General features: G+C 60.9%; 14 protein-coding genes. 8 read left to right on the top strand and 6 right to left on the bottom strand.

Translation table 11 applies throughout. The features are described from left to right. Nucleotides 1-159: 159 nt before the first annotated feature. The 6 genes from J3U87_RS10210 to J3U87_RS10185 all read left to right on the top strand — a co-directional run bounded on the left by J3U87_RS10210 (nucleotide 160) and on the right by J3U87_RS10185 (nucleotide 7,168). Complete coding sequence (locus tag J3U87_RS10210) at nucleotides 160-1,269, top strand: retropepsin-like aspartic protease (RefSeq protein WP_237382943.1); 1,110 nt, start codon at nucleotides 160-162, stop codon at nucleotides 1,267-1,269. A 285-nt stretch (nucleotides 1,270-1,554) separates the two neighbouring features. Then, entirely contained in the window at nucleotides 1,555-3,822 is a 2,268-nt protein-coding gene (locus J3U87_RS10205; protein WP_237382942.1) for a hypothetical protein, read from the top strand. After that, nucleotides 3,819-4,193, top strand: a complete 375-nt coding sequence (locus tag J3U87_RS10200; protein WP_237382941.1) for a J domain-containing protein — start codon at nucleotides 3,819-3,821, stop codon at nucleotides 4,191-4,193. Before J3U87_RS10205 ends, J3U87_RS10200 begins: the two co-directional genes overlap by 4 nt. 96 nt (nucleotides 4,194-4,289) lie before the next feature. Then, nucleotides 4,290-4,988, top strand: a complete 699-nt coding sequence (locus J3U87_RS10195) for a nucleotide exchange factor GrpE (RefSeq protein WP_237382940.1) — start codon at nucleotides 4,290-4,292, stop codon at nucleotides 4,986-4,988. Continuing rightward, nucleotides 4,972-6,771: an Hsp70 family protein gene (locus J3U87_RS10190; RefSeq protein ID WP_237382939.1), complete on the top strand. Its 1,800-nt coding sequence runs from the start codon at nucleotides 4,972-4,974 to the stop codon at nucleotides 6,769-6,771. The genes J3U87_RS10195 and J3U87_RS10190 overlap by 17 nt, the downstream gene beginning before the upstream one ends. Nucleotides 6,772-6,793: 22 nt before the next feature. After that, entirely contained in the window at nucleotides 6,794-7,168 is a 375-nt protein-coding gene (locus J3U87_RS10185; RefSeq protein WP_237382938.1) for a hypothetical protein, read from the top strand. A 1,244-nt stretch (nucleotides 7,169-8,412) separates the two neighbouring features. On the opposite strand, the gene J3U87_RS10180 is transcribed toward J3U87_RS10185, so the two are convergent. After that, nucleotides 8,413-9,609: an XdhC family protein gene (locus J3U87_RS10180; RefSeq protein ID WP_237382937.1), complete on the bottom strand. Its 1,197-nt coding sequence runs from the start codon at nucleotides 9,607-9,609 to the stop codon at nucleotides 8,413-8,415. A gap of 9 nt (nucleotides 9,610-9,618) precedes the next feature. Beyond that, on the bottom strand, nucleotides 9,619-10,632 hold the full coding sequence (locus J3U87_RS10175) for a nuclear transport factor 2 family protein (protein ID WP_237382936.1): 1,014 nt from the start codon (nucleotides 10,630-10,632) through the stop codon (nucleotides 9,619-9,621). A gap of 443 nt (nucleotides 10,633-11,075) precedes the next feature. Between J3U87_RS10175 and J3U87_RS10170 the strand changes: the two genes are divergently transcribed. Beyond that, nucleotides 11,076-16,280: a two-component regulator propeller domain-containing protein gene (locus J3U87_RS10170; RefSeq protein ID WP_237382935.1), complete on the top strand. Its 5,205-nt coding sequence runs from the start codon at nucleotides 11,076-11,078 to the stop codon at nucleotides 16,278-16,280. 232 nt (nucleotides 16,281-16,512) lie between these two features. Beyond that, on the top strand, nucleotides 16,513-17,256 hold the full coding sequence (locus J3U87_RS10165; RefSeq protein ID WP_237382934.1) for a TetR/AcrR family transcriptional regulator: 744 nt from the start codon (nucleotides 16,513-16,515) through the stop codon (nucleotides 17,254-17,256). Nucleotides 17,257-18,552: 1,296 nt separating this feature from the next. Here J3U87_RS10165 and J3U87_RS10160 read toward each other — a convergent pair. From J3U87_RS10160 to J3U87_RS10145, 4 genes are all read right to left on the bottom strand, one after another. Beyond that, the gene (locus J3U87_RS10160; RefSeq protein WP_237382933.1) at nucleotides 18,553-18,927 is read right to left on the bottom strand and encodes an MAPEG family protein; all 375 of its coding nucleotides are present in this window, start codon (nucleotides 18,925-18,927) and stop codon (nucleotides 18,553-18,555) included. A gap of 57 nt (nucleotides 18,928-18,984) precedes the next feature. Further along, nucleotides 18,985-19,755 (bottom strand): class I SAM-dependent methyltransferase, encoded by a 771-nt coding sequence (locus J3U87_RS10155; RefSeq protein WP_237382932.1) that lies wholly within the window; start codon nucleotides 19,753-19,755, stop codon nucleotides 18,985-18,987. A gap of 189 nt (nucleotides 19,756-19,944) precedes the next feature. Continuing rightward, nucleotides 19,945-21,564, bottom strand: a complete 1,620-nt coding sequence (gene pgi, locus J3U87_RS10150; protein WP_237382931.1) for a glucose-6-phosphate isomerase — start codon at nucleotides 21,562-21,564, stop codon at nucleotides 19,945-19,947. Between the two features lie 175 nt (nucleotides 21,565-21,739). After that, nucleotides 21,740-23,542 carry an ABC transporter ATP-binding protein gene (locus J3U87_RS10145; protein ID WP_237382930.1) on the bottom strand — a complete coding sequence of 601 codons (1,803 nt, stop codon included), beginning with the start codon at nucleotides 23,540-23,542 and terminating at the stop codon, nucleotides 21,740-21,742. Between the last annotated feature and the right edge of the window lie 180 nt (nucleotides 23,543-23,722).

The raw sequence follows: 23,722 nt of genomic DNA, 5'->3' as shown, positions 1-23,722 counted from the left end.
TTCCTGTGTGTATTCGGACATATCTCTTTGGGACGAGATTTGAAAGAATCACATCCGAGGCTCGGCTCGAAACATTTGATCTGGTCAAGGTGGGTGCAAAATATGGCAAGCCTTTGCTTCTGGCTCTTGCTTTGGTGCTTCGCTCCCGAGGTGCTGGTATTGAAAAATGGTAAAGTCATTCGTTGTGATCAGGTGGAGCGAGGCAACGGCACCGTGACCATCTATCGTGGCGAGCAACACTTCTCGCTTCCCGAATCGGCGATTCACTGGGAAAAGACTGCCGCTGCCAAAGCCGAGTTGGAGAAGGAGTTGGCCCGCAAGGAGCGCGAAAGGGCCGAGGCGGCCGCCAATGCGAACCAGCCGAAAAAACCCAGGTGGCCAACCGTCGAATTGACCAACGAGTCCTATCGAGAGATCGCCAAGCGCGACGCGCCTTCCGGGCCCATCACCTTGAGTTATCGGCGCATGGGTAACAGCATCATCGTGCCCTTGACGCTCAACGGCAAGGGTCCCTACGACATCGTGTTGGATACGGGCGCTTCGATTACGGTCATCGAACCTCGCGTCGTCGCCGAGGTCGACGCGAAGCGAACCGGGCAGACTTTTCAAATGGTCGGTGTCGCCAGTCGTGCGGTCGATGCCGAATTCGTGTCGTTCGAGGAAATCTCGCTCTCTGGGGCCAGGGTCCGCGACTTTCGCGCCGCCAGCCAGCGCATCGATGCCTTGAATTCCCGCAAGGTCATCGGCCTGTTGGGTCAGGACTTCCTCAATCACTTCGTCATGAATCTCAACAGCGCCGACCAAACGGTCACCCTCGAACCGCATCACCGTGGCCCGGCAAGCAATCAGCCCGACCCTCAACAACTGGCCCACAAACTGGAACGGTTTTTCTCGGACTTGCAAGTCGCGACGCAAGAGACCGAGGTGCTCTACCGCGATTTTTTCCAAGGCGCGTCCGGCGGTCATGCATCGCGCATCAAATCGAATCGGGTCCGGGTCGCTTCTTTGCAGGGCACCCACACCTCGCTTTATGGTGAGGTGTCTCAAATCGATTTGGGGTTGTTCGAGGAACAGAGCCAGGCAAATTTGAAACGGTTCCTGGCCTGTCATCCCAAGTTGAGCCAGTTTCTGCGCGAGCTCAACCAAGTGGCCCAAACCCTATCGCGGGCTTCCGCATCGAAGGACGGGCAGAACCGCATGAAGAACGAGCTCCGCGAGGAAGCCAATAAATTACAGACGGCGATCAAGAGCTACGGCAATTGTCTATGAATCCGGTGTATCCCGCGTTTTTTTGACAACCGATCGAATATCGTTCCATTAGGAAAATCATCGGTGACCCTCCTCAACTGCTTGGTCGTCCGTTCGATGTTCAATTGCGAGGTCTCGCTTGTTTGCGGGAATCCTGCTTTGGGGTTTGATTGATGCGGATCGGGTAGTACACTGTTTTAGGAAAAATGTAGCCGGTCTGTCGCGATTGGGAATCATCGAAACCGAGTTTCGGTCATGCTTCGGCGATCCCCATCGCGCAGAATTTAGGCTGATCGGGTGAGCTACATGCCTCGACGTCCTGACCGCAATCGTTTGGAACGACTGCGGGCTCTATTCAATCGACTGACCACGGGATTGCTGGAAGTGAAGGCCGAAGCTCATCTGGCCGCTCGCGAATGGGAAGCGGCTACCTTGGCCTTCGAGGAGCTTCTTGCTCGGGAAGACAAGCCGCCCTGGCGCGAAGGTCTCCGAAAAACGGTGCTCCATCACGCGACTTCTTTGCTCGAGCGGGGATCCCTCAAAGCCTCGAGGCGGGAAGTTTCGCGACTCTCCCCCGAAGATTGGGCCACCGATGCGGCAGTCGTCAGGTTGAACCTGTCCCTCGCCGAACGGGATTGGCCAGGCTTGGCTGGGGGTTGGGCCCAGGTGAGGCGCTTGGGGACCGAGCTGCCCGCCGAATTATCCTTTCGCATCGAAGGTTATGTGGGGGCGGCGCGATTGATCGGTAAAGTTCCGCCGCTCGACCCTGAGATGCACGGTCGCCTTGCATTGTGGGTGTCGGCCGCCGAACGCGCTCTGGATTCCTATGTTCGGGCCGATTTCGACGCGATGAACCAGGCTCTCGCCGAAATCCCGTTTCGATCCGGGCTGCGCGACCTGGTTTTGGTGTTGCGGGCGGCAAGACCCGGCGCGGGATCCGCACCCGCACGCAAACTCGTCTCGATGGTACCGCCGGGTTCGCCGTTCGCCCCGCTGGCGACATGGGTCGCCGCGGCCCGTGATCGACGAGGCCTGGTCTCCTTGCGAAAGGTGGCGCGTGCCGGAAAAGCGGGGCGCAATGCCTTTGCCGAACTGGTGGGTGTGTCTGCCGACCTCACTTCCCGGATCGCGGATTGGTCGCTCCGAGCCGACGACGCCGATGACAATGTGGAGCGGTTGCCCGCCCTTCGCGACGACCTGCAGGCCGCCGGCATGGCCTCGAACCCCATCGATCACTTTTTGCGCCGGGAACTTCCCTTTGCCAAAACCGAGTTCGAGACCGGTCTAGATCGTCTCGAACCGATGCAAGACGAAAGATGGCGATTGCGGGCTCTGCACGCCGAAGAAACCGGGGACGGCGTTCTTGCGGCTCAGTGTTGGCTGCGATATGCCGAGACCGTAGAGGGCGAAACGGTCAGTCTCGGTCTCGATAAACGGTTCGTCCTGGCCCAGGTCTTTCATCACGTGGCTGAATTGGCTTTGGAATTGGAACGCTTGGATTTCGACGTGCGTTCTTTCGATCTCGACCCAATTGATCTACTGGAACGAAGTGTCGGTCTCGATCCGACCCAGCGCCGGGTCTGGCAGACGTTGCTGCAGTGTTCGGCGAATTCGGTGGAAAGGGAAAGACATCGGCGTTTTGCCGACTGGGCCGAACAAGCGCTGAGCCACCATCCCGACGACGTCGATCTCCATCGCACGGCATTGACGCACTACCTGGAAACCGGAGATTTGACCCTGGCGACGAGACTGGCCGGTGACCTGTGGCGACTGGATCCGCTCGATGCCAAGCCCGGGAAAGAGGTCTTGGCCGCAGCGCTGCACCTTTACCGTTCCTCGGAGGTCGCGGCCGATTGCGAAGCATGGGCGTCGCTCGCCGAGGCGGTGGAGCCCCTGTGTTTCGCCGAGCCGTTGTTGGTGTCGCTGCTTCGATGCCGCTACCTGGTTTCGAGCGACCAGGGGGCGGAACTGCAGCGGAGTTTGGCGACTTGCGCATCCGAGGTCCGCGATTCTCCCATCAAGACCGCCTTCGCATGTGTCTTTCTGGACGCATTGGGTCTCGTCGACCAGGCTTCGGAAACGGGGTCGATCTGGCTGAAGATGCTCGCGTCATGGCATCCATCCGCGGCCGAAGTGATGCGTTTGCTGGCGTGGTGTCGTCCCTACGTGATCGCACTTCGATACGTCGAACCACCCGCCGCGCTGCACGACTTGATCCAGCACACCTGTGAAGGGCTTGATATCGAAGACGAGGACCGAATCGCGGTGGGCAAATCGCTTTTGGCATTGGGTTGGTTTCGCTCGGCCGGGATGATGGCTTCCATGGTCGACACGCGGCCGGAGGCCGTCCTGTTCCTGGCTCGGGCGCTTTCCGAAGATGGCTCGATGCCGTTACCGGAATCCATGTTGGCGGCATTGGAAGACGCGGCCTGGCATCTCGCGTCCAGCGGTAGGGAAGCTCTGGCCGACGAGATCGAGGCCTTCCTCGACGAACTCGGCGGCGCGGCTTCTCCATCGGCACCCAGCGGATCTTGGAACGGATCTCACACCCGCGATACGGAGGAGGCGCCATGACGGACGAATCCCGCAACCTTCGAGATCCCGCGACGTTGCCTTTCGTCGAGGATCCTTTCGCCCTATTGGGTGTCTCGGCCGACGCCGACGATGCAGCCATCCGAGAGGCCTTTCTGTCTCGCGTTCGGCACGTGACGCCGGACCGGGATCCGGAGGGCTACCAGCGTCTTCGGCGCGCCTACGAACAAATCGCCGATGCCGAAGCCCGTGTCCGCTACGTGCTCTTTCGGCGACAGCGGCCCGATGTCGACCTGTTTCTCGAAGCCTTGTTTCGAGAGGTGAAGCCCGGCCGCCTTTCGCGGGCCTCCTTCCACGACTTGTTGAACCAAGGACTGATGGAAGCGAGCGCGCAAAGCGAGAAACAGCGTTAAAATCAAAGGGTGATTCCACCCGTTTCCAGACAACGTGCCGAATTCCCTAGGCTGCAATCAGACAACCTTCGGTTACTCGAGAAAGGAGTCGACCCCGTGGAAAGTACCGATAACCCTAAAAAGAAGTGGGACATCGATCATCTGGTGTCGCGTTTTCGCAGCTTCCTGGAAAACAAAGACACACCTCCCCAAGCTCAGGATGTGGATTTGTTTCAGTTACTTGGCGAGTTGGTTCAACTCAAGACCGAGGTGAAACTGGAGGCGAGGCAGTTCAAGGAGGCGCTGGACCTGTTTCGCGAGGGCTTCACGATCGTGGAACAGCAACAGAAGGAAGCCAAGGAAGAACGCCGTGAACACGAATCCGTTTTGCGACGACTCGCCACTGCCGAGGAATCCGCGCGACACCGTCCTTTGCTCTTGGAAATGTTGGAGTTGCGAGACCTCTTGGCACGCGAACACGAAAACCTGATGTCGGTGCGGCCCAGCGCCATGAGTCGCTTTTTTACGAACGAAGCCAAGCAGCTCGCCGGGTTCGCGGAGGGGCGCGGCTTGATCGTCCACCGTCTGGATCAGATTCTGTCCGCCCAAAAGGTGACCGCGATGTCGGTCGAGGGTCAGCCCTTCGACCCGCAAACGATGCGCGCCGCCGAAGTGGGTCGCGAGCCCGAGCGCGAGGAGGCGGTGGTTTTGGTGGAGCTTCGGCGCGGGTATTTGCTGGGCGAATCGGTGCTGCGTCCGGCCGAAGTTCGCGTCAATCGACTGGAGGAGGTGCCCGACGATGACGGAGCCGCATGAAACAGGAAAGCGAACCGAGGCCCGTGAATTGGTCGTGGGCATCGATTTTGGCACGACCAATTCGGAAATCGCCGTGTTCGAGGAAGGGCAACCGCAGATTCTGGGAGAGCCGCTCATCCTGCCGTCGGTGGTCGGTATCGACGAGCGCGGCCAATTGCTCGTGGGTGAGCCCGCCCGCAATCAATGGATCGCCTTTCCCGAGCGCACCATCAAATCCATCAAGCGGCGGATGGGCAGCCGTGAACGCATCCTGCTGGGTGAAAAGGAATTCCGACCCAGCGAAATCGCCGCGGTCATCTTGCGGCAGTTAAAGATGAACGCCGAGGATCAACTCGGCCAACCCTTGCGCAAAGCGGTCATCACCGTTCCGGCCTTTTTCTCCAATGCCCAACGCCAGGCGACCTTCGAGGCCGGAGAACTGGCGGGTTTGGAGGTCGTGCGCATGATTCACGAGCCCACCGCGGCCGCGCTGGCCTACGAGGCCGGTCATGAAGGGGCACGCAAAATTTTGGTTTACGATTTGGGCGGTGGCACCTTTGACGTTTCGGTCGTCGACATCCAGGGCGACGTCATCGAGGTCGTGTCCAGCCACGGCAACAACCGGTTGGGTGGCGACGATTTCGATCGCAAGATCGTGGAGTACTTGCTTCGGTACCTTCGCGAACAGCGGAGCTGCGATGTGCGGAGCGACCTGAAAGCGATGGCTCGGTTGTGGCGTGCCGCGGAAACCGCGAAACACCACCTCTCGGACCATCCGTTCGCCGTGATCGAGGAAGCCTACCTGGGTGAGCGGGACGGCCAGCCGATCAACCTTCGCGTCGAATTGTCGCGCGGCCAATTCGACGCGATGATCTCCGAAGAGGTCGAAGAAACCCTGGCCGCGGTTCACACGGCCTTGTCCGACGCGGCGTTGAAGGTCACCGATATCGAGGAGATCCTGTTGGTGGGCGGCGCTACCCGCACGCCGTTGATTCAGCGACGCCTGGAAGAGACGTTTGGGATGCAGCCACGGGCGGAGGTGCACCCCGATCTATGTGTGGCGCTGGGGGCCGCGATCCAAGCCGGCGTGCTTGCCGGTGTGGATGCCCGCGCGGTGTTGCTGGACGTGACACCCTATACCTTCGGCACCAATGCGATCCAAGCCGAGACCCAGAACGCCGAAGGCGGCGATGTCCATTATTTCGCACCGATCATCCGCAAGAATACGCCGATTCCCGTGACCAAGTCCGAAGTGTTCTGCACCGTGCGGGACAACCAGGAAGAGGTGGAGATCAAGATCTATCAGGGCGAGAGCCCGGACGTACGCGAGAACATCCTGATCGGCGACTTCACCGTGACGGGGTTGTCGCAACACCCCGCCGGGAACCTGATCACCGTACAGCTTTCCCTGGATTGCGACGGCATTTTGGAAGTGACCGCCACGGAGAAGGGCACGGGAACCCAGCGAACCCTGTTGATCAAGAACACCATGTCGCGGTACGAGCCCGATGAATTGGCCGCCGCGCGCGAGCGCATCGAAGCGCTTTTCCGTTCCGGTGGGAATTCGGAGGAAGAGGCTTCGGAGTCGCGCGAAGTGACCGCCGAAGATGTCGTACTCATGGCGCGCTTGGAGGGGCTGGTTACGCGTGCCGGGTCGCTGTTCAAGCGCGTCAGCCGCGAAGATGCCGAAGACCTGCACGCTTTGTTGGCGGGCATCCGGGATGCGCGCGAGGGGGCCCAGAACGCCCAACTGGAGGCATTGGCCGATCAGCTCGCCGACTTGTTGTACTACCTGGAAGCCTGAACGCGCAAGGGAGGATGGGCCCGTGGAAAAAATCCTGGAGTGCTGCCCGGTGTGCCGGGCAAAGGTGCGCGGCGACCGAACTTGTGCTCGCTGCGGTGCCGAGTTGGGATTGTTGATTCAGGTGGGTGAGATGGCCGCGTCCCTGGAACGGGCGGCGGTGCAGGCGCTGGTCGCGGGTGACCTGGACGAGGCCGAGAGCGCCCTGGTGCAGGCCGCCAGGCTGCGCGTCAGTCCTTTCGGTCAGGCCCTGCTCGCCTTTGTCGCGGAACTGCGCCGGCAACCGGTGCACTACGACCCCGAGCGGGCCGCGGAGGCGGGCCAAGCGACGCCGGGCAAGTTGGCCGGCATCAAGAAGTTCTTCACGCGATTCACGGGCAAGCGGGGCGACAAGACGTGATGTCCCCCGTGTCGCACCCCAAATGTGTAGCCGATTCGATCGCTTGAAACATACTGGCTTGGGGTTCCCGAATGCCGGGAGATGCGTCGTGCAGGGTGAGTAAGGCTGTCAGCCCGATAGACCGAAGCAACCCAGGCAACATCAACCAATTACGCCAAAGGGCGAAGCCGATTACTCCCCTCGCCGCGTGCCACCGAAGTCGTAATGCCCAATGTCCCCGCATCGCGAGAGGGACGCTAGGTTTGTAGGTGGAGCAGCCTGCTCCACCAATCGAAGCAACTCGCTTTAAATGCAGCACTTAACCCTAAGACAACGCCTCAATTTTCCCTGATGCCACCACCAAGGTGCGGTTGTCTCCAATTCCCGCCATTTGGAAAGAGTGGCCAAGCCTGTAGGTGGAGCAGCCTGCTCCACCAATCGAAGCAACTTGATTTAAATGCAGTACTTAACCCTAAGACAACGCCTCAATTTTCCCTGACGCCACCACCAAGGTGCGGTTGTCTCCAATTCCCGCCATTTGGAAAGAGTTGCCAAGCCTGTAGGTGGAGCAGCCTGCTCCACCAATCGAAGCAACTTGATTTACATTATTTAATTACACACAAGAGCGCAGCGTGAATGTGCGACCTGTGGTGTTCCATCCGATGGGCACCCTATTCGGACGCACGACCCTCTTGAAGATTGCGTCGCCGTGAGTGGAGATGCTTCGACTGGTGGAGCTGGCACCCATAGGAACGGCGTATCTCTCGTAACGGGAGAAACTGTGAGCGGTGGCGCTTCGATTTCGGGTATTCAGCAGGACGATTGGCTCCGCTCTTTGGCGTAACCCAACGCCGTTCCAAACGTCACTTCGATTGGTGGAGCAAGCTGCTCCACCTACAGGCACGACGTCTCTGTCTGCATGCAGCGACTCCGCTTACAGGTCACTCCGCTTTGGTACGATTGGGGAAAGAATGCGCTTCGCTCTTTGTTGTAACCTGCTACTGTTGCATACGTTACTTCGATGTGTCGGCCCAGCGGGCCAACCTACGGGCCTTACGCCCCTCTCGTGATGCGGGCTTCTCGCAGGTTGGGACTTCGATGAAGGTGTGACTGCAAACACGAAGCGCTTCGCCCTTTAAGAGTTTGCAAACATGGAGTTACTTTGCTTCGATTGGTGGAGCAAGCTGGCTTACCGCCCCTGCTCCACCTACAGGCGTTACGTCGCTTAGGTGGGTGCGGGAACTCCGAGGGGATTCGCCTTGGGGTCACTCATCGGAATCGGGCGCCAACGTTTGGTGGCTGCGGTGCCGGTTGTGGATGGAACCCTTGCGCTCGCGCAGGAATCCGCCCGTCCGACCCGATAAAACCGCCTGGATTTCCGCGACGATGGAGAGCGCGACTTCGCGCGGCGTTTCACCCCCCAAATCCAGGCCGACCGGACTGTAGAGCCGGTCCAGCATCGAAGCCTGCGGCGTGAACCCTTCCTCCGTCAGCGCTTGCAGAAGGCGTTCGGTTCGGTTGCGCGGTCCCAGTGTGCCCACGTAAGGCGCCTCGGATTGCAACAACAGGCGCAGCCAGGCGCGATCGTGCTCGAAATGGTGGGTCATAATGACCGCCATGGTATTCGCTTTCAACAGCCAATGAGGCGGAGCCTGAGGTTCATTCGGGCGATCGGATTGGAACACCTCGGGTTCGGCCTCCACCAGTCGGCAACCCGGTGGAAAGCGCTCCGGTGCCAGGAACGCCGGGCGGTGATCGATCGCGGTCGTATGCCAGCCCAGCTCATGGGCGGTTTCCAGCAGTGGCAGCGCATCGAAGCCCGCGCCCACCACCAACAGCTCCACGGGTAGCGGAATGGGCTCCATGAGGAGGTGTAGATTGGCCGGAGAAGTGAGTTGAAATGACGTCGCCAAGGAAGATTGGGAGACCAGGCTCGTTTCGGAAGGAATACGGTTTCTCAGCAGGTCCACGAGGCGATCGCGCCATTCGCCCGGTGCCTGGCCGTGCTCTTTGAGGTTGCCGGTGTGCGAAAGCGACAGCCGATAACCCGGCTGGATCCGGGGCTCCTCGGTCGATTCGTAGACGGTCAACATGGCCGCGGGCATCGTCTGATCTTTCAGCCAATCGTCCAGGTCTTGCGGCCAGTGCTCCAGGAAGACCCGGATCAACCCACCGCAGCCGGTGCCGAGTCCCCACAACAGCTCTTCGTCGCCGCTGGCATCGTAGGTCACCAGCCGGGTATTTCCGCTTTCCATGATCGCCAGCGCGTGTTCGCGAATGTCGCTTTCCAGGCAACCGCCGCTGATGGCTCCCACGGTACTGCCGTCGGACCCCACCAGTAGCCGGGCTCCAGGGCCACGATAGGCCGGGCCGTCCACTTCGACGACCGTGGCCATGACGACTTCCAGCCCCTCGCGGCGATAGCGGGCCAAGCCGTTCTGCAATAGTTGGGTATCTTTCATGGCGCGTTCCTACCGCGAAGCCGGAAAATACCAGCACCGCTTGATTTTGCCGCCGACGACCTCGTAGACACCGATGGCCGCCTGGCTGCGCTCCTCGCCCTCGGCGTTCTTCCAGGCGGCGCGTTCTTTGACCGACACGGTTTGCCCGACGACGAAGGCGTCCTCCAGGCTCGAACGCACGCTGGGAAGTTGGGTGAAGTAACCGGTCATTCCTTTTTCCAGGGCGTCCTTGCCCGAGGCTTCCGGATGGTTGGTGGCCCCGTCGACACTGAACCAGATCACGTCGTCGTGGACAGCGTCCAGCATGGCTTTCACGTCATGGCGGTTGAACGCCGCCACGAACCGCTCCACCACCGCAAGGGGGTCCTGGCTCGAAAAACTGAATGCCGCGTAGCGTTCCACCACGTTCATGGCGCCGTTGGGGAATTCGACGGTTTGTTCCCGACGCACGGGGTAGCCGGTTTCGCGATCGATCCACAAGGCGGCCTTGCCCGAGGGTTTGCCGCCGACCTGAATCGAGAACGCCACCTTGTCGGCGGGCCTACCCTCCAGGGTGACCCGTTCCAATGGCTCGAACCGGTGGACCACCACCCATTCTTCGGCGGAGCCGTCGGTTCGGTCCGGGGGACTGGCGCTGTAGAGCATCGCGAGGTTGTGGAGCAGGCCCATGCGCGTGAAGCCGATCGTCATCCCTTGGTTCAGGTGCGCGGGCGTGGCCGATTTCTTTTCCTGGGCATGGTTGGCGTGGGTCATGGTGTTGCCGTCGGAGTTCAGCTTCAGGGCGGTATCGGTGCCGGCAAAATGACCTTTTTGCGTCAGGGTCACCCGATTTCCCTTCTGGAAATGGGTGGTGCCTTCGAAATGGGCCGTCACCGCGTTCTCGGCATCGATGACACTGGTGAATCGCCACTCCTCGGCCTGCAGCAGGCGCTGCTCCAGTTTGCGGAACAGGTCCTCGGCATCGTTGGCGATGGCCGAACACGTCGAAATCGTCAACAGGCAAAAGCCAATTACGCGAATCATGGGCATATCCTTTGGAAAGATGCCTCATTCTAGCTCAAAATGCGTTCGCTGGCGTGGTCCGGTACGTCCGAAGTTCGCTGATTTTTCTCGTGCGACATGGGCATGCCGACGGGCTGTCCGGCCCCGACCGCGCTTGTTTCCGATCCCAAAGGCAGGTAAAGTAAGGGTATTCGCAAATCTTTCATGACTTCATTTGCGCCGGAATTTCGTCTTCAACCATCCATCGAGTATCGTTACCCTCTGGCTTTGTGATTGAACCATCTTCTATTGCATCGCAATCCGGGATTTCCCGCGGATTCGGTGCCGCCCTGCGCTCCTGATCTGACCGTATCGAGGTGGCGGGGTTGGTGGCCGGCCACACGGCGATGGGGCCTCGGTCGATTTTCTGACTCCTGTGTTACAGGGCCTTTCCGGCATTGGGTCCACTGTTGCGGAGTCCCTTCATGTTTCTCCGACTTTTGATAGGCTGCCACCCCACGCTTTCGTTCCCATCGGGTTTCTTTCGCGTCCAGGCAGGGCGCGCCCTGCGCCTTGGTTCGCTCTTCGCGTTGCTGCTCGGCACCGCGGAACTGGCGGCCCAGCCGCGCTACCTCAATCTCAAAAACTATTCGACCGAACACGGATTGTCGCAAAGCACCGTCATCTGCATTGCCCAAGACAAAACCGGTTTCGTCTGGCTGGGCACCCAGGACGGTCTGAACCGCTTCGACGGCTACGAGTTCAAGACCTACAAGCACCATCTCGAGGATCCGGGCAGCCTGGCCGACTCCTGGGTGAACACCCTGTACGTGGACGGTGATGGCGTCTTGTGGGTGGGAACCCGGGATGGCGGCCTGGACCGCTTCGACGAACAAACCGAAACCTTCACCCACTTCGCGCCGAGCCCCGACAATGGCCTCGCCAGCAGTGACATTCGCGCCATCCTGGAGGATTCCCACGGCCGTTTTTGGTTGGGAACCAACCGCAGCGGCCTCTACCAAATGGATCGAACCACGGGTCGTTTCACCCAAATCAACCTGGCCGGCCATCCCACGCCAGGCATCGCCGCCAACATTCGCACCATCTTCGAGGATCGCGCCGGCGTGTTGTGGCTTTCCACCATCGATCGGGGCGTCTACAGCTACCACCCCGACAACGGTGCGCTTCGCCACTGGGCCTACAAGCCGGGCGAACCGGACGGGTTGTCCGACAATGCCGCGGGTCCCGTGATGCAGGATCGCCGTGGCCGGATCTGGGTGGGTACCCGCGACGGCATGCTGAACTGTATCGATGCCATCGGTGGGACCGTGCGACGGATCAACCTCAACGGCATCCAAACCTCGGGGCCCACCGATGTCTGGTCTCTCCTGGAAGACCAGGAGGGCAATCTGTGGATCGGTAGCCGCACCAGCGGGCTGTTCAGCTTTCACCTGGAGGAGGAGACCTTTTCCACCTATCCCCAGGGGTCGCAGGACCGTGTGAATCTCGCCAAGGCCGGCGTCCAGTCGCTCTTTCGCGATCGGACCGGGGTGATTTGGATCGGGACCATGAGCGGTGGGGTGGTGACCTTCGATCCCGCCAGCCAGAAGTTTCCCCACTACAAGCATTTGGCCGGATTGCCGGGCGTGCTCAGTCACGATGGCGTCTACGCCCTGTTCGAGGACAGCCGCGGCATCATCTGGATCGGGACCTTGGGCGGCGGCATCAACCGTCTAGACCCCGGAAAGCGGTACTTTCGCTATTTCCGTTTCGATGCCGGCGATCGCGAAGGGCTGTTGAGCGACAGTGTCACCTCGTTCGGCGAGGATGCGGACGGCCGCATCTGGGTCGGCACCCAGTCGGGGCTGAGCATCCTCGACGTACCCAACAACAAATTCGAGAATCACGTACCCGATCCCGACAATCCCCACGCCCTGGCCGCCAAGGGGGTGTCCGTTCTCTATCGCGATCGCGACGACACCATGTGGGTAGGCACCGCCGGCGGAGGACTCGCCCGCTGGGAACCCGAACGGCGAGGGTTCACGAACTTTCGCTATCGACCGGACGATCCCGAATCTCTGAGCAACGATTGGGTCATGGCGCTGCATCAGGATCGCGACGGCGCACTCTGGATCGGAACCTGGGGCGGTGGCGTGGCGCGTTTGGACCTGGCCACGGAAAAGTTCCGCACCTACCGCCTGAACAAGGACGATCCCTCCAGCCTCAGCAACAACCGCATCCGCACCATTTTGGAGGATCACGCCGGCAACCTGTGGTTCGGTTCCGCCGGGGGCGGCGTCAATCGCTATCACCCGGAAAGCCAGTCTTTCACCCATTTCCGCGAGGTAGACGGCTTGGCCAACAACACCGTCTACAGCATTTTGGAAGACGCCCAGCAACTGCTCTGGATCTCCACCAACAGAGGGCTGACCCGATACAACCCCATCAGTGGTGCCGTGCGCAATTTCGATCGAAACGACGGGTTGCAGGCCGACGAGTTCAATTCGGGCGCCGCCATGCGGGCCTCCGACGGCCGGCTCTTTTTTGGTGGCATCAACGGCTACAACGCCTTTTTCCCGGACGAAGTCAAGGCCGACCAGATCGCGCCGGTGACGGTGGTGACCGAACTCTCCCTCTTCAATCAGCCGATGCCCCTGAATGTCGCCGATCCCGAATCGCCGCTTTCCAGGCCGATCCACCTGACCCGCCAGTTGGACCTCGGCTATCGCGATCACGTGTTTTCGTTCTCGTTCGCGGCGCTCCACTACAGCAGCCCCGTCGGCAACCGGTTCGCCTACAAGTTGGAGGGCCTCGATCCCGATTGGGTCTATACCGATGCTTCGCGTCGGTTCGCCACCTACACCAAGCTTCCCTCCGGCAGTTACACCTTTCGCGTCAAGAGCGCCAACAAGGACGATGTCTGGGACAACGAGGGTGTGTCGATTAAATTGCGCATCGCTTCGCCACCGTGGCGAACCTCGTGGGCCATGTTGCTCTACGCGCTGGTGCTGGTGTTTTCGGGGATCTGGTTCCATTCGGCACAACGTCGCAAGTTGGCCTTCGAACGTCGCGTCAACACGCGCTTGCGCGCACTGGACAAAATGAAGGACGAGTTCCTGGCCAACACTTCGCACGAGCTGCGCACGCCGCTCAACGGCATTATCGGGCTGGCCGAGTCCCTGCGCGAAGGGGTGGCCGGCCCGGTCTCACCCGAGGCGCGCCACAACCTGGAATTGATTGTCTCCAGCGGGCGGCGGCTGACCCGGCTGGTCAACGACATTCTCGATTTCTCGAAATTGGAACACGGCAATTTGACGCTCGACCTCAAGGCGATCGACCTGCATGCCCTGACCGATGTGGTTCTCACCATGTTGAACCCGATCGCGACGGCCAAGCAACTGCCGCTGATCAATCGCGTGCCGGTCCAGATACCGCCCATCTATGCGGACGAGGAGCGACTTCAACAAATTCTCTTCAACCTGGTGGGCAACGCCGTCAAATTTACCGACGTGGGTCGGGTCACGGTGAAGGCCCGCGTGGTTGGCAACATGACGGAAATCGCCGTGGTCGATACAGGCATCGGGATCGCGCCCAAACACCGCGAATCGATCTTCAAGTCCTTCGAGCAGGTGGATTCCGCCACCGATCGGCGCTTCAGCGGTACCGGACTGGGCCTGGCCATCACGCGCCACCTCGTCAACCTGCACGGTGGCAAGTTGTGGGTGGAATCGGTGCCCGGCGAAGGTTCCACCTTCTTTTTCTCCCTGCCCTGCAGTGCCGAAGGCCAGGAAGCGGTCACCGGACCGACGATTCCCATGATTTCCCATGCTCCGTCGGCCTCGGGATCCGCGATCGCGTCCTGCGTGGAGACCGGCTCCGGCGATATGCCCACGATCTTGATCGTCGACGACGAGCCGGTGAACCGCAAAGTCCTGGTCAATTACCTGATGCTGCGCAAGTACCGCCTGCTGGAAGCCTCCAGCGGTCAGGAAGCGCTGGACCATTTGAATCGCGACGAACGCATCGACATGATCCTGCTGGATGTGATGATGCCGCGCATGCCGGGCTATCAGGTGTGTCGCAAGGTGCGCGAACGCTACAGTCGGCGTGAACTGCCGATCATCTTTCTGACCGCGAAGAGTCGCGAAACGGATCAATGGGCCGCCTTTCAGGAGGGCGCCAACGATTTCCTGAGCAAGCCCATCGAGAAGGGCGAGCTGCTCTCTCGCGTGGCGCTGCACCTGGAATTGCTGAAGTTCCAGCGTGAAATGGAACGGAAGGTCGCGGAACGCACCCGGGAACTGGAGCAAAAGAACCGCGAGATGGAGACGTTGGACACCATCGTCAAGACCATCAATCGCGAGGTGGAACTGGGCAACGTGGTCGAGACCCTGCTCAACCAGGCCCTGGTTCTGTTCCCCGGGGCCAGTGTGGCCGGGCACCTGATGCGCGAAATCGGCGGTCGCCGTTTCCGCATCGACCACGTGGTCGGCGAGGCGGCGGAATTTTGGCAGGGTAAGGCGATCGGGACCAAGGAATTGCTGCGCGGGATCGCCGCCAGCCTCAACCAGGTGGGTACGGGCCTGTACGTCAGCGACTCCTGCCGGGAGCGGTTCCTCGCCGCGAGTGCCACCGATTTCCCTCTGCCGCAATCGCTGATTGCCCTGCTCACCCCGGTGGAGCGCCGCCTGGAGGGTGCCATTCTCATCGCCCATCACGAGCATACCGCCGTGTTCGGCCCCTCCGATGTGGAGAAGGCGGTGCGCTTTCGCGAGCATGCACTGAACGCGCTCACCAAGGCCGCCGCGCTGCGCGACCTGGCCGAAACCCAAAAAGAGCTGGTGGAAGCCGCCCATACCGCGGGGCGGGCTGAAATCGCCATTCACGTCCTTCACAACGTGGGTAATATTCTCAACAGCGTCAACACTTCGGCCCATTTGCTCGAGGAGCGGCTGCAGAGCCAGCGCTGGCCGAATTTCCTGGACCGACTCGTCTCGTCCCTGGACAGCGAGCGGAATCTGCGACAACTGGTGGCGGATGGCGATCGCCGCGAGCGTTTTTCCCAGGGGCTGAACGAAGTGCGGACGCGGGTTCAGGACGAGCGCTCCTTCCTGAAATCGGAGTTCGAGGTGCTTCAGTCCCGCATTTCCGATATCGCCACGATCCTGCGCGAGCAGCAAAAATATACCGATGTTCGCGGCCTGATGGAAGCCGTCGAACTCAATCAGTTGGTACAGCACGCACTGCACGTGGAAGGCTTCCTGTTCCGTCCTGGCAAGATGCGCCTGCTCAAGCATTTCGGCGATATTCCCTCGGTCCGGAGCTCCAACTCGCGGCTGACGCGGGTCCTGTTCTACCTCTTCCAAAACGCTTGGGAGGCGATCGAGGCGCGGGCCACCGAAGAAGAGGGCTTTGAAGGAACCATCGAGATCACCACCCGGATGCGGGGCCAATGGGTGGAATTGGAGCTCACCGACGACGGGGTCGGCCTGCCGGAAGGTGTGGGCGATCGCGTGTACACCCAGGGATACTCCACCAAACCCAACCGGTTGGGTTTGGGCCTGCACTATTGCGCCAACACCTTGATGGAGATGAACGGAGAGATTTCGATCCAGCCGCGGTCCGGCAAACCCGGCACGGTGGTGCGGTTGCACCTGTTGCCGGTGGTATCTGGTGGGGAGGCCCGGTAAGGGAGGCCCGGTAAGGGACGCCCGGTATGGGAGGCCCGGTATGGGAGGCCCGGTATGGGAGGCCCGGTAAGGGAGGCGCGTTTGACGTGTTTCAACCGCCCTGGTTCCGACTCGCCATCCCGACGGCGGAGATTCTGCCTGTTAATTAAACGTGTTCAAAATGCTTGTTCTCGGCGCTGGGGTACGGTACTTTAAACATGTTCAAAAATCTTTTGAAGGCGGTCTCCCCACCATGGCATCCATGAAGCACAAGAAGGCCGAGCAGACCCGCGCCCGCATCCTGAGTGCGGCCCTTCCCCTCATGTTGGAGGGTGGCTACGAGAAGATGACCATGCGGGCCATCGCCAAGCAGGCCGGCCTTTCGCCGGGGGCGGCCTACTACTATTTCGAAACCAAGGAACACATCATCCACGCCTTCTACGCCCAGACCCACGAGGAGCATCGGCTGGCCTGCCGCGAGGTGTTGGACCAGGCCAAGACGTTGCAAGATCGCCTCAAGGGGGTGGTTCAGGCTCAAATTCGCATCAGCCAGCCATACCACGCCGTTTCCAAGGCTCTGTTCAAGGTTGCGGCCGATCCCAATCACACGCTTTCGCCGTTCAGCGACGACTCCCGGGAGCTGCGTCATCGCGCGATGGCCTTGTTCGACGAGGTCGTTCGCGGCTCCAAGACCAAGGTCTCGGCCCCGCTGGCCGATTACCTGCCTGGCCTGTTGTGGATGTTCCACATGGGGATCGTGTTGTTCTGGGTCCACGACAGCTCACCCCAACAGGAAAAGACCTGGCGGTTCATCGACCGCACCGTGCCCCTGTTGATCCAATTGATCCGGCTGTCCAAACTACCCTTTTTCGGATCGGCCCTGCAGGCGGCGATCGCCTTACTGGACGATTTCCAATTCTTGAGACTTCCGGCCGCGGATGCGCGCGAACCGGAGGTCGAAAACGACACCACCGCGCCGCCTTTGAGAGGCTCGTGACGGGCGGATCGCTACCGCGAAGCGGATGCGCTCTGAGCGCCCACCTCGGGCAGGGCCGGGGAGGCCGCCAACCTGGCAGATCGAAGCAACATCCTTTCATTTATGAGCTTACGTCAAGAGCGAAGCCGATTATTTGCCTCGCGGCGCGCCACCGAAGTCGCCAAGTCCAAAGTCCCCGCATCGTGAGAGGGGCGTCATGCCTGTAGGTTGGCCCGCTGGGCCGACACATCGAAGCGACCCAAGCAACTGCAGTGAGTTACACCAAAGAGCGAAGCCAATTTGCTCCCATATCGAACACCAACAAGGTCGCCAAGTCCAAAGTTCCCGCATCGCGAGAGGGGCGTAAGGCCTGTAGGTTGAGCTGCCAGCTCAACCAATCTAAGCAACTCAAGCAACGGCAATCAATTGAGCTAAAGAGCGGAGCCCGAAATCTCCCTCGCGCCGTGATCCGAAGTCGCCAAGCCCAAAGTTCCCGCATCGTGAGAGGGGCGCCAAGCCTGTAGGTGGAGCAGCCTGCTCCACCAATCGAAGCGACGTATGGATCCGAAGTGGGTTACGCCAAAGAGCGAAGCCGATCGTCCCACTGAATACCCGAGGTCGAAGTACCACTGTTCACGGTTTAGCCCTTGACGAGAGATCCGTCGTTTCTGTGGGAAGCCAGCTCAACCAATCGAAGCATCTCCACTCACGTCGGCACAATCTTCAAGAGAGTTGTTCTGCCGGATAGCGCACCCATTGAATGGAAGACCACACATCGCACATTCGCGCTGCGCTCTTTTGCGTAATTGATTAATGTTAAACAAGTTGCTTCGATTGGTGGAGCAGGCTGCTCCACCTACAGGCCTAGCATCCCTCTCGCGATGTGGGTACTTTGGGCTAGGAGACTTCGGTGGTGCGCGGGGAGGGAAAACTTCGGCTGCGCTCTTTGACGGAATTGGTTGTCGTTGTTTGGGGTGCTTCGATTGGTGGAGCAGGCTGCTCCACCTACAGGCCTAGCATCCCTCTCGCGATGTGGGTACTTTGGGCTAGGAGACTTCGGTGGTGCGCGGGGAGGGAAAACTCCGGTTTCGCTCTTTGACGGAATTGGTTGTCGTTGCTTGAGTTGCTTCGATTGGTGGAGCAGGCTGGCTTACCGCCCCTGCTCCACCTACAGGCCTGACGCCTCTCTCACGATGCGGGGACTTTGGACAACGCGGCTTCGGTGACGCGCGGCAAGGGCGGTTATCGGCTTCGCATCTTTGGGTGCGGGGGCTCCCATCTCTCCTGCTTCGATGAAAACCCCGCCTCCGCAGCCACTCAGGCGCTGGCCGTGAACAGCCCGACGACCGAGCCGATCGCACCAAACCACACCAAGGAACGCATCCAGTGGATGTTGGCGATGTAAAAGACGCCGTGCAACACGCGAAACAGGATGAAGGCGATCGCCAGCATATCGACGCGTTCCTGTGGCGCATTGGCCAGGTGGGCGATGATCACCGCCGCGGCAAATGGGGGGAACGCTTCGAAATTGTTGAGGTGGGCCCAATGGGCGCGTCGACGCCAGCCCTCCAGTTTTTCTTGGAAGTCTCTGGGCTTGGCGTTGTTGTAGCCTTTGGCGCCCGCTTTGGCGACGGCGGTAAAAATGTAGGGGAGTATGGCGGCGGCGAGCACGCACCAGTATGCGGTAGTCATCTGGGTTCTCCTTGTGAAGCTGAACCGAATGGATGGAACGAAGGGTGAGGCGTCGACTCAGGCGGGTTTCACCGCGCGGGTCGCGATGTAGTTGGGCATGAACTTCGACAATGCTTCCTCGGGCGCGCTGTCTTCGTAGAAGCCGGTGAGCGCCAGGCCCGCCGCCAACTGTCCGCCGATTTGATCGTCGAGGGTGTGACCGAAACAAAATGCCTCGCCCTCGGCCTGAAGTGCCTTGCGCTCTTCCTCCGAAATGCTGGTCAGATCGGAGTAGGGCAGGGCGTGGCGGACTTCGAGCGTGCCCGTCTTGGACTTCTCGTAGTCGAAGAGGTACAGCGCGGGGTTGGCGAAACCCGTGAGCAGTGTGCCGCCCGGTCGCAGCACGCGCGCGCATTCCCGCCAGATCGGCAGGACGTCGGGGACGAAGCAATTGGAGACCGGGTTGAAGATCAAATCGAAGCTATCGTCTTCGAACACCGAGAGATTGGCCATGTCGCCTTCGACCGTCGTGAGCGTCAGGTTTTCACGGGTGGCCACTTCGCGATCGCGCGCCAGTTGCGCGGGCGAGTTGTCGAACACCGTTACACGCGCCCCCGCCGCGGCGAAAATCGGACTCTGTTGACCGCCACCGCAAGCCAGACCCAGGATCTTGATGCCTTCCATCGCGGGAAACCAGGAGCGAGGCACCGGCTTTTGTGGTGTCAGCACCACTTCCCAGCGGCCTTCGCGAGCCTCCGCGATTTGTTCGGCGGTGACGGGTTTGGTCCAGGTGTTGCCATTGGCCACGTAGCCGTCCCAAGCGTGGCGGTTATAGTCGCGGATATCCATAAGCTAGGTCCTCCTCATCGAGTGGGTCGGAATCGCGATCTCCCCAGGGGGTCGAGCGCTTTGGATCGGAAGATGCGGCCCGTCACCGTCGATGGGCCGATCCGAGAGCGATCGCCGGGATCGAACGTCTCCGAGCTGCCTGCGGCGTCGCGAAAGTTGGCGAGCTGCCGACGTAGGGCACCGACCGAGTTATTGTCGATGCTTTTGATAATAGCGGATCTGGGCGTTGGTGGAACTGTCGTGTTGTAGGTCGGTACCTTCGCCCGCTTCCATTTCCGGCAGGATTTTCTTCGCCAACTGCTTACCCAGCTCCACGCCCCACTGATCGAAGCTGTAGATGTCCCAAACGATGCCCTGGCTGAAGATCTTGTGCTCGTAGAGCGCGATCAGGCTGCCGAGGGCGTGTGGCGTCAACTGGGGGGCCATGATGCAGGTGCTCGGTTTGCCGCCGGCGAAGGTTTTGTAGGGGACCAGTGCTTCCGGCGTCCCTTCGGCCCGAACCTGGGCCTCGGTCTTCCCGAAGGCCAGGGCTTCCTGCTGGGCGAAGAAGTTCGCCATCAACTTGGCGTGGTGGTCGCCGATCGGGTTCAGCGAGCGCGCGAAGCCGATGAAGTCGCAGGGGATCATTCGCGTGCCTTGGTGAATCAACTGGTAGAAAGCGTGCTGTCCGTTGGTTCCCGGCTCGCCCCAGATGATGGGGCCGGTTTGGTAGTCCACCGGGCGGCCCTGACGATCGACACTTTTGCCGTTGCTCTCCATGTCCGCCTGCTGGAAGTAGGCCGCGAAGCGGTGGAGGTATTGGTCATACGGCAGGATGGTGGTCGTGTCGGCGTCGAGGAAGTTGCCGTACCACACACCCAGCAGCGCGGCGATGACGGGCATGTTCTTTTCCAGAGGTGCGGTGCGGAAGTGCGTGTCCATATCGCGATAGCCCTCGAGCAGCGCATCGAAATGCGTTTCGCCGAGGGCCGTGATCAGGGACAGTCCGATGGCGGAAGTCAGCGAGTACCGGCCGCCGACCCAATCCCAGAATTCGAACATGTTCTCGGTGTCGATACCGAAGTCGCGCACCCCTTCGGCGTTGGTGGAGACCGCCACGAAATGCTTGGCGACCGCGGCTTCGTCGCTCAGGGTCTCCAGCAGCCAGGAGCGGGCGGTGTGGGCGTTGGTCATGGTCTCCTGGGTCGTGAACGTCTTCGAGGCCACGATGAACAGCGTCTCGCGCGGGTCGAGATCGCGGGTCGCTTCGTGGAAGTGGGTCGCGTCCACGTTGGACACGAAGCGGAAGGTGCGGCCGCGATCGCTGTAGTGTTTCAGCGCTTCGTAGACCATGACCGGTCCCAGGTCGGAACCGCCGATGCCGATGTTGACCACGTTGCGGATCGGCTGGCCGGTGTGGCCGCGCCACTCGCCGGATTGGACCCGGCGGGCGAAATCGGCCATCTTGCGGCGCACGGCGGTAACCTTGGGCATCACGTCTTCGCCGTCGACGCGCATCGGTTGATCGGCTCGGTTGCGCAGGGCCACGTGCAACACCGCTCGGTTTTCCGTTCGATTGATTTTCTCACCGTCGAACATCGCCTGGATCTCCGATTCCAGGCCGCGGGCGCGGGCCAGGTCCAGCAGCAGGTGGAGCGTTTCCGAGGTGATCAGGTTTTTCGAGTAATCCATCCAGAGCGAACAGGCTTCCAGTGAGAAGGTCTCGGCGCGGCCCGGATCCTGTTGGAACAGGTCGCGAGGATGGGCATCGCGCATGGTGACAGCGTGGTTTTCGAGGGCTTTCCATTGGGGGAGTTGCGTCACGGACATGACAGGTGCTCCTTGTGCAGGCGAATTGATCGTGTTTTTGCGCATTCTAGCGTAAATAGGTCGCCATCAAGTGAACAGGATGGTCAAGTTTCGGTGAAAATTCCGCCGATCGCGCCCATGACTCGCGTTGTTCCATTTGGTGTCCCGGTAGGTGTCCTGGTTTCGCAGTATCCTGCTACGCGGGGTCCTGATGCTTCAGCAGGCTTTGGTACAGGCCCGGTTGGGTGGCCAGTGCCTCATGGGTTCCCTCCTGGGCCAAACGACCCCCGTCCAGCACGTAGATGCGTTCCGCCCCGCGCAGGGTCGTCAGTCGGTGCGCGATGATCAGGATCGTCATGCTGCCGTGCAGGGCTTCCAATGCCGCGAAGATGCGTTCCTCGTTTTCGGTGTCCAGCGCGCTGGTGGCTTCGTCGAGAATCAGGAGTCGCGGTTTGATCAAAAGCGCACGAGCCAGGGCCAGGCGCTGGCGTTCGCCGCCCGACAGCCGGACGCCGCGCTCGCCGACGACCGTGTCCAGTCCCTGCGGCAAGCGTTTGACGAAATCGGCCGCGGCCGCCTGGTCAAGCGCCAGCCACAGATCCGCGTCGCTCGCCTCCGGAGCGGCCCAGCGCAGGTTGTCCGCCACCGTTTCGAAGAAGAGAAACGTCTCCTGGGGCACGTAGGCGATGGTGCTGCGCCAGGCCCGGTGGTCGGATTTCTCCAAGACTCGGCCGTCGACTTCGATGTGACCCGTTTGAGGTGAAAGCAAGCCCAGGAGCAGGTCGGCCACCGTGCTCTTTCCGGCGCCGGACGGGCCGCACAGGGCCGTGGTCTGGTTGGCTCTCAGGTTCAGGCTGAGGCCTTCCAGCGATCCCTCGTTCTGGTTCTCGTAGCGAAAGCCGACGTCGACGAAGCGAACTTCTTCCCGCAGCGGAAAGGATGCTTGGTGCGTGCACCCGTCAGCCGTTTCGATTTCGGTCGCCGCGCGACACCGTTGCAGGAGATCTCGGTAGGATGCGAAGGCGGGCAGCATGTGGGCCAGGTGGTGGGTTTGCTGTTGGAGCGCCGAAACCAGAGGCATCATGCGCGCGAAGATCAGGATCAACAACAACAGGGAAGCACTGGGCAGTTGGAACCAGCGTACCGCCACGTAGAAAAAGCTACAGAAGATCAGGGTGCTCCCCAGCGAGAACCAAAGCTGGGCACCGGCGACGTTGCGGTTGAAGTTCAAGAGGAGATCGCGGATATCGCCGGTGATCCGCTCGAATCGCTGCAGGTTGCGGGCTTCGGCACCGAAGCTCTTGGCCACCTTGATACCGGCCATGTGCTCGCTTACCGTGGCATACAAGCCATTGGTAATGTGGGTGATGCGCTCCCCATCCAGGGACGCGCGGCGAATGCGCCCGCGCAGGACGGCGAAGACCAGCGCGCCGATGGCCAGGGTCAGCCCGGTCAGGGTTGGTGCCGTGAGCATGGCCGGGACGAGGTAGGCTGCCAGCAGCATCAGGGTTGCGGTCACTCTCAGTAGATGGGCACAGCCGTGGCCGATGCGGTTCATATCGGTGGTCAGGGCCTGCACGAAATCCGACGAGCGATTGGCCGTGAAGAAGGGCCAGCGCGCCGCCATCAGGGCCCGGTAGAAGCGCGAACGCAGCGCCCACACCAGATCTTGTTGCAGTGTGGCGGACAGTACCTCGTTCCAGCGAGAAAGCAGACGGCGCGTCACCATCAACGCCGCGAAGACGATCAGGACCGTTTCCAGATTGAGGGGGAGGTGCAGTGCGTCGAACGCGGCGGCGATGGCGGCATGTAATCCGCCGTCACCCTTTGACTCGCCCAGCCCGATCAGGGCCAGCATCGGCAGCAGCATGATGACCCCCACGCCTTCCAGCACGCCCACCGCCGGCATCAGCAGCAGCGCCGGAACCAGGCGGCGCCCGCTTGTCTCCAAGATGGTCTTCAGGTAGTGGCGGAAGGTGGCGAGCGCTGGCATGGACATGGGATGACACCGGGCGTGTAAGGATGGAGCGCGCACCGCGTCGATCCGTGCGGCGACGGCCGCGGCGGCAGGCGTTCACATGGGTTTCGGCTTCGAGATCACCGCATCTTAGCGCATTCCCGAGGCCATCGCCGACCCGAAATCCAGCGAACTCTTTGTGTGACAGGGACTTCATTTTGC

The organism is Sulfidibacter corallicola (assembly GCF_017498545.1).
GTDB classification, from domain to species: domain Bacteria; phylum Acidobacteriota; class Holophagae; order Acanthopleuribacterales; family Acanthopleuribacteraceae; genus Sulfidibacter; species Sulfidibacter corallicola.
This window is presented reverse-complemented; position numbering and strand designations above follow the sequence as displayed.